Source organism: uncultured Gimesia sp. (assembly GCF_937919775.1).
Classification (GTDB): domain Bacteria; phylum Planctomycetota; class Planctomycetia; order Planctomycetales; family Planctomycetaceae; genus Gimesia.
Genome location: NZ_CALFPF010000090.1, coordinates 1 through 7640, shown reverse-complemented (window position 1 = coordinate 7640; position 7640 = coordinate 1). Strand labels below are relative to the sequence as shown.

Annotated in this window: 5 protein-coding genes; 2 read left to right on the top strand and 3 right to left on the bottom strand. The window is 49.2% G+C overall.

Annotated features, from left to right (window positions below):
• The coding region (locus tag Q0294_RS02370; RefSeq protein ID WP_299460537.1) for a hypothetical protein at window positions 1–336 on the top strand (336 nt) is incomplete at its 5' end.
• A gap of 482 nt (window positions 337–818) precedes the next feature.
• Window positions 819–1967: a beta-ketoacyl-ACP synthase III gene (locus tag Q0294_RS02365; protein WP_299460535.1), complete on the top strand. Its 1149-nt coding sequence runs from the start codon at window positions 819–821 to the stop codon at window positions 1965–1967.
• 108 nt (window positions 1968–2075) lie between these two features.
• On the opposite strand, the gene Q0294_RS02360 is transcribed toward Q0294_RS02365, so the two are convergent.
• From Q0294_RS02360 to Q0294_RS02350, 3 genes are all read right to left on the bottom strand, one after another.
• Window positions 2076–3338: a hypothetical protein gene (locus tag Q0294_RS02360; protein WP_299460533.1), complete on the bottom strand. Its 1263-nt coding sequence runs from the start codon at window positions 3336–3338 to the stop codon at window positions 2076–2078.
• A 162-nt stretch (window positions 3339–3500) separates the two neighbouring features.
• Window positions 3501–6665 (bottom strand): efflux RND transporter permease subunit, encoded by a 3165-nt coding sequence (locus Q0294_RS02355; RefSeq protein ID WP_299460531.1) that lies wholly within the window; start codon window positions 6663–6665, stop codon window positions 3501–3503.
• Between the two features lie 53 nt (window positions 6666–6718).
• The coding region (locus Q0294_RS02350; protein WP_299460529.1) for an efflux RND transporter periplasmic adaptor subunit at window positions 6719–7640 on the bottom strand (922 nt) is incomplete at its 5' end.

The window sequence follows — 7640 nt, the reverse complement described above, 5'->3', positions numbered from 1 at the left end:
GAAGAGATTGATGAAAGCCGGGAAAACTGCTCCCAGTGGATGAATCGTGCGACGAATCCGGAGGGATTTGAAGTGATTGAAGGCGGGAGACTCATCCAATTTGCGAGGAACCAGAAAGTCAGCATTGTGCATATCGGGCTTTTGCCTCCTCTGGAGGGGAGTTTGTGTGTCTCATGCGAATTTGAATTGGGGCAGCCAGTCAGGGCACGCGTACTCGAAACCCGTGGATATGGTATCAGCGTGGAAGTGAAACGGACTCATGAATTGGAATCAGAATTCGACACCGTTCTCCATTATCGGATCACCAACCAGCCATTCAATGAAAAAGCTGCCTGAAAACGGCATTGTATTTGTTGTCTGAATGGTTTTAGACGATCAGTTTGAGAGAAATTGGATTCCATTTCGGAATTGAAAAGAACGTCAAAAAGTGAAAAAATAGGTATTTATGTTCATTTGCAGGACAAAATATTTTACCTATATTATACGATAGCTGGAATTTTCTATATTTCGCTAGTTTCCAATTTTATGAATCGCTATACTTTGCGGTCGTTGTCAAAACTTTGGGTTTACCCGCAACTGGCGATGACTGGTGGGATTCGATCTTTTCTTTTCTCACTACCAATCTTTATGGCTCATTGATCATCAATGCGGGAACGTTTTGATAATCACTTAGTGCATCTGCATTTATAACAGGTTCAATTAGATTAAGATCCTGTGTTGAGTGGAATTGTGCTGCATCACGATAGGATTCGTGTTGAATGGAGGTTGGACTCTGTGAACTCAGAGTTTGACAATTGCTGAATAAGGATGTCAGGAAAATGCACAAGATTTCTTTAAAATATCAAACTAAAAATCAGGTCAATTCATCCGATCTCGAATCAGTTCTGGATGCGTCCGGACTGCTGAGCGAGCAGATGAAATTGTCGTCTGAGAATAAAAAAACAGAGAGCAAGCGTGGTCGCCAGGTGATTAGTCAAAGAACTAATTCATTATTAGGGGTCCAAATTGTTTCAAGTGGATCTTACGTACCAGACAATGTCGTTACAAATCAGGATCTACAGGAACGTTTTGGTTTTGACCCGGAATGGATTGAACAACGAACTGGTATCTTAGAGCGTCGTCATGCCCCGCCTGAAATGGCGACCAGTGACTTATGCTACGAAGCAGCGCAAAAGGCGATCCGTGCAGCACGTGTCAATCCTGAAGATATCGATCTGCTGATTGTCGGGACTTTTACACCAGACTTTCAGTGCCCTTCGGTAGCCTGCCTTGTTCAGGACCGGTTAGGCCTTGATGCACCCGCCATCGATTTACAGGCGGCTTGTGCCGGATTCATGTACGCGTTAGTGACAGCCGCCCAATACGTGGCGACGGGTAACAGTAAACTGGCGCTGGTGATTGGCGGAGACTGCAACAGCCGTATCGTCAATCCGGAAGATCGTCGCGTCGCGCCTCTGTTCGGAGACGGGGCAGGGGCCGTGCTGCTTGCCAAGGGAGATCCTCATCAGGGGTTGACCTGTTATCAGACCGGCTCGGATGGAAGTGGCTGTTCTTTACTGGATCGACCTGCGGGCGGTACACGTAACCCTGCGACAGTGGAAGATATTAAAGCAGGCCGCCATTTTTTAAATATGGATGGTCGTAGCGTCTTCAAATGGGCCGTCAGAACGGTCGCTGATTCGATTGACCTGATGCTGACCAAAACCGGCATGAGCGTGCATGATGTTGACCTGTTTCTGATGCACCAGGCGAATATCCGCATCATTGATTCGGCTTGTGAGCAACTGGGAATTCCCCGGGAAAAAGTATTCAATAACCTGGACAAGTATGGAAATACCTCAGGCGGATCAATTCCGATTGTGCTTGATGAAGCGTTCAACGCCGGTCTGATTAACCGCGGCGATACCATTCTGCTGAGTGGTTTTGGAGCCGGGCTGGCCTGGGGTACCGGGTTGTTCCGCTGGTAAACGGTCGGAGCAGATGTTTCTCAAACTCGGAAGTTTTCTCTGCGCCGTAAACCGGACTGCAAGCATCATCCTGTTATGCCTTACAGCCATTTGAGATCGCCAGTGCTTTTATGGCGTTTTTTGCTCGTCCTGTGGTTCCGGAGTAACCGGTCTTTCAATAACAGGTTCTCCCGCTTTGGCAACTCCTGCGAGTGGAAGTTCGGTCGCCTGTTCGGCCTCCTCTTCAGCGTTGTATACATGATCCAGAGGAGTGCCATCATCGCATTTTCGCAGTAGGAAATAGATCACCGTATTGGCGGACCAGAAAAAGCTGACGATGAATCCGGCGAATAAAATTCTGAGAACAGATCCCCAGCCTGCGGAAATCGTTGTCGCGAGAGTATTTTGATTCGCGTGAAATAACTTTTCCGCTTCTTCAAGGCCCATGCCCCAACTCACCCCCCAGAAGGAGAGATGCGAAACCAGTTGAATGAGCAATTCTGCAAATAACAGACAGATTGAACCATAGCAGAGTGTCACAATCACGAGCCAGAGAAAATACCAGATGCGACCGAAGAGATAGCTGAAGATGCGGCTTAAACCATCAAATCCGTCACTGTCTTCCACACTGATGGTCGTCATCATCAGAGGCCAGCCCGCTAATGTGACCAGCAGAATCAAACTCATCACGAACGCAAACAGGAAAGTCAGTCCCCAGAGCAGGCTGACGATGATCCCTCCGGCATCCGGAATATTTCCAAACAGACCAATTAAGAGGCAGAGGACCCAGAAAAAACCCATTCCAGCGAAGGGAAGTAGGGGGGCGCTTACCAGTGAGAGAATGCGTTTCAGGGAAAAGCGTAACGCAGCCAGGATTCCGATATGCTCATCCTGTGCAAACTGGATGGCGGCAATTCTGGTAATCGCGCCACCAAACACGGACCAGACGATAATGGCCCATAGGAGCTGTGTTGTGGCATAAGCCAGTGAACTCCAGTTAGCCCCTGCCTGGAAGAGTGTTAAGACAGGTCGGTTAAAGGAGATCATGGGTTCCAGCAGGCTGCGGCCTTCGGTGATCGAACGCAGCGGTTGCGAAAAATTTTCTCCGAAGAACAGATCACCATTCAGCGGTTGTTGAAAACGTTGTGTAAACTGTGGAGGAAACAGCAGATTTTGTTGAACTGGCAGGTTATCTCTTGACTGCTGCACAGGAGCAAAAGGCAGGCTGTTAAACAGATAATTTCCCAAAAGTAAAAGCAGAATCGCTGCTGAGGCCAGCAAAATTTTCTGAAAATCGACAGCCAGCCGAAAAACTCGAAATAGATGCAGCCAGGGAAAAATCGATTTGTAAGGTATCGGGTCAGATATCAGAGAAGGTTTTTGATTCATCATAATCAGAGTGATTATCCAGGGGCCCAGAGATGAGATAAATGCCGGTCTGATAGCAGTCTACAATTCAAGAATCGCAGGAGAAATTCCTGTCAATCCTTTCGACGCGTATTATAGACACTCTGGCTGATTTGATGCTATCGTAGATGACGTTTACCAGCATTTTCAGGTGGATTTTACAGGCTGGCCGAGGAGAGAACTTTCCGCAATCATTGCCTGAGTTTCTTTGGTTTCTTTTTTTACAGGCATTGTACAGGACTGATAGATCAAAGGAATCGCGAGCAGCGTGATCATGGTGCCAGCGCATAAGCCGCCTACGACGACACGGGCCATCGGCGCCTGTAATTCGCCTCCTTCACCCCAACCCAGCGCAATCGGGATCATCGCCAGAACAGTGGTGAGCGTGGTCATCAGAATCGGCCTGAAGCGGCGGGTGGCGGCCTGAATGATCAGTTCGGTCATCGGTTTTTCAGGAAATCGTCTGCGAAGCTGATTGATGTAATCGACCAGCACAATGGCATTATTCACAACAATTCCGGAAAGCACGACGATGCCGATAAAGGATTGAACATTCAAAGTCGTGTCTGTAAATACGAAAACCCAGATGACGCCGATCATGCCCAGAGGAACGGAGAACAGAATATAAAACGGATCTCGCAATGATTCGTACTGGGAAGCCATCACCATATACATTAACACGATTGCCAGCACAAAACCCTGTTTGAGCGCGGTGAAACTTTTCTGCTGTTCTTCCCAGTCGCCAGCAACTCGGATCGAATAGCCGGACGGAATCTGAATTGAGTTCAGATGACGCTCCAGTTCGGGAACAAGACTGCCCAGATCTTTCCCTTCCACATCTGCAAAGATTCGCAGGACACGCTGCTGGTTCTGCCGTTCAATCACAACCGGCGCCTCATCACTTTTAAATTGCAGCAGGTTTTTTAATGGAATCGTTTTACCTGTCGCCGTGGTGACTCCCACCAGTTGGACATCGGAAAGATGGTTGCGATCTGCTTCGCGGAGTCGTACGACGACGGAAAATTCATCACCTTCCTCGCGATAAAGGGTCGCTTCGGTTCCCTGAATGGTTGTTTCCAGTGTTTGTGCGATATCCTGAACGCTGATTTTCAGAAGCCCTGCTTTATCGCGGTCGATTGAAGCGGTCAGTTCGGGGCGATGGTCTGCAATTTCTGCTTCGACATTGATCAGGCCGGGAATCTGTTTCATGACTTCCACTACCTGATCGACAATTTTTTGCGCTAATTGCAGATTGTGTCCTGCCACCTGGACGACAAGATCTCCGCCCCCTCTGCGGCTGATCATTCTCATCAGCATCATTTCGGTCTGTGCTTTCACCTGGACTTTCATACCAGGCACGGGGCCGATTGCGTCGTCGAGTGCTTTCCGAATTTCCTCAATATTTCGTGTTCGTTCGCCACGTGGTAAGAGCTGAATCCGTAATGTGGTTCGGTTCCAGCGGTCCGCGTCATCAGCCCCATCCCCGATAAATGAAGCAACCGCAACTGCCTCCGGAACAGATTCAATCGTAGCCTGTTCCAGAATACGGGTTTGCTGGTCCAGTTTTCTGAGTTGGATGCCGGCTGCCATCGTTGAAAAAATGTTTAATGCACCCTCGTCTGTTTTGGGCAGAAATTCACTTTTAATCCGAGGAGATAAACCAAGTGTTGCGGTAAAACAGACCAGCAGCAGAAAACCCGTCAGGGTGGAGTGCTTTAAACTGAAGCATAAGATCCGTTCATAAAATCGTTCCAGCAACAGCAGAAATTTATGATTCGTGTTATGGAACGCATCGATCAGGAAAAACCAGGGTCTGGTCCATCGTGAGTGAACTACCTTTGTCTCATCGGGGATCCAGTAAGCGCTCATTACCGGAGTGAGTGTCAGACTGGCAAACAGAGAACAGATGAGTGAGAACGATACGACCCACGCCAGTTGATGCAGCAGAATGCCTGTGGTTCCCTGTATGAATATCAGTGGCAGGAAAATAATCAGTGTCGTCAGTGTGCTGGCGAGAATGGCAGAAGAGACTTCTTCCGTCCCTTCAATGGCGGCGGTTTTGGCGTCGAGACCATCTTCCCGTTTACGGAAGATACTTTCGAGTACGACAATCGAATTATCAACCAGGAGCCCGACGCCCAGGGCTAAACCACCGAAGGAGATGATATTCAGTGTGAAGCCCTGAAAGTAAATCAGAATGAATGTCGCCAGCACGGAAAGCGGCATGCAGACGCCGATGACCAGCATGCTGCGGAAGCTTCTCAAAAAGAGAATCAACACCAGAATTGCCAGACCCATCCCGTACAGCGCTGCTTCCTGAATATTGGCGATCGATTGCCGAATGTATTCCGATTTATCAACGCGGATACTCAGGTTCACATCAGGAATCGATTTATTAATCCGTTCAATCTGATCCCGGACCCGGTCACTGACGCTGATCGTATTGGCTCCGGACTGTTTAAAGACATACAGCAGAATTCCCGGTTTCCCGTTCATGCGCGTCAGCTCGGTACGTTCTTTTTCGCTATCGACAACTTCCGCAATATCCCGGACATGCACGGTGGCTCCTGCCTGCTCACGGACTACCGTGTCCTCAATTTGCTGCAGGCTGGTGAATTCTCCCTGGCTGCGAATATGTAAATTGAGGTGGCCTTCCTCGTAATTTCCAGCGGGTTGATTGATATTGTCCTGCCTCAGGGCGTTAATGACTTCATTCACGCCCATATTCAGCGATTCCAGTTTGCTCCGATCCAGGTCGATGTGGATCTCGCGCTCAATCCCGCCCCGCATGCGGAGACGCGCTACGCCTTCCAACTGTTCAAATTGAGGAATGACCTGATTTTCTGTCAGGCGGCTCAGCGTAATCGGATCAAGTTCGCTGTTCAGACCGAGATAAATAATCGGACTGTCTGCCACGTCGAAATGGCGGATATACGGGTCTTCCGCTCCTTCGGGGAGACTGTTTCTTAACTTGTTGAGGGAATCCCGGACTTCATTGATCGCCAGAGTCAGATCGGTTCCCCATTGGAACTGCAGGCGCACGGTGCTGCTGCCTTCCATACTGCTGCTAAGAATGTTTTCGACTCCGGAAACCGAACTCAGCGTCTGTTCGATGGGGCGCGTGATGAGCGTTTCTGCTTCGTTAGGACCAGCGCCTTTGTAGATCGTAATGACACTGACACTGGGATTCTGAATGTCCGGCATCAGGTCGACTGCCAGTTGTGACAATGAAACACAACCCAGCATGACCAGTACCAGAGAGGCCATGAGTGTTGTGATCGGGCGCTGAACTGCCAGTCGGGTCAGGGACATAGACTAATCTTCAATCATGTATCATCTGCAGTGGAAAAATTCGGTGGTCCAAATCATAAGTTGGTTTTCTGCGGTAAAGGGGGCGGCGGTAGCAGTACTTCATCCATCGGCACCTCAATCGGCGTGACCGTCTGGCCTTCATCAACGAGTCGATTTCCCAGTGTAATGACGAGATCTGCCGCATTAATTCCGGAAAGGATTTCAACCAGTTCGCCATCATTAATTCCGACTTCAATATTGCGTCGTTCTGTGATGGGCGGGTTTCCACCAATGATAAATACCGCCGATCCTGGACCATCTTTCCGCCGTGTCAGAGAGGCGATCGGCAGCACGTTGGTTTTATGACGATGTTCAAACACAATTGACACGCGGGCATGCATTCCCGGTTTTAATGAAAAATCACTGTTGGGAATTTCAATGTAGACTGCTGCAGTTCGTGTCAGGGGATCCAACACGGGCGCTTTGCGTATCACCTGCCCGGAAAATATTTTGTCGGGGAAAGTGTCCACGGTGATGGCGGCTTTCTGTCCGATTTTTACGTCTTCATAATCCTTTTCGACAATGTGTACGACCGTGCGGACTGTCTCCAGATTGACAATCTTCATCAAAGCCACATCGGGTTTGGCCAGATCACCGACGTCAACCAGTCGTTCGGCCAGAAAGCCGTTCGTGGGCGCTAAAATCTGATTTTCCTGCAAACGCAGGCGGCTTTGTTCCAGATCCGACTCTGCCTGCTCGACGCGTGCTTCTTCCAGTTCGGTTTGTGATTGTGCGATCGCCAGATTTGCCAGCGCTTCTTCCATCTGCTGTGTTGTGCTCACACCTGATTTCTGGAGTACTAACAAGCGCTGATATGCTTTCTGGGCGAGTTCTTCGGAGGTCACCTGTGCCTTCAATTGGGCTTTGGCAACCGTAAGCGAGGATTTGGCCTTACTGAGCAGTTCCCGGTTTTCGGAGTCATTCAATTCCAGAATG

Bases quoted from the DNA above. Each gene is read 5' to 3' on its own strand.
- Q0294_RS02365 (WP_299460535.1), top strand. From the start codon at position 819: ATGCACAAGATTTCTTTAAAATATCAAACTAAAAATCAGGTCAATTCA.
- Q0294_RS02360 (WP_299460533.1), bottom strand. From the start codon at position 3,338: ATGATGAATCAAAAACCTTCTCTGATATCTGACCCGATACCTTACAAA.
- Q0294_RS02355 (WP_299460531.1), bottom strand. From the start codon at position 6,665: ATGTCCCTGACCCGACTGGCAGTTCAGCGCCCGATCACAACACTCATG.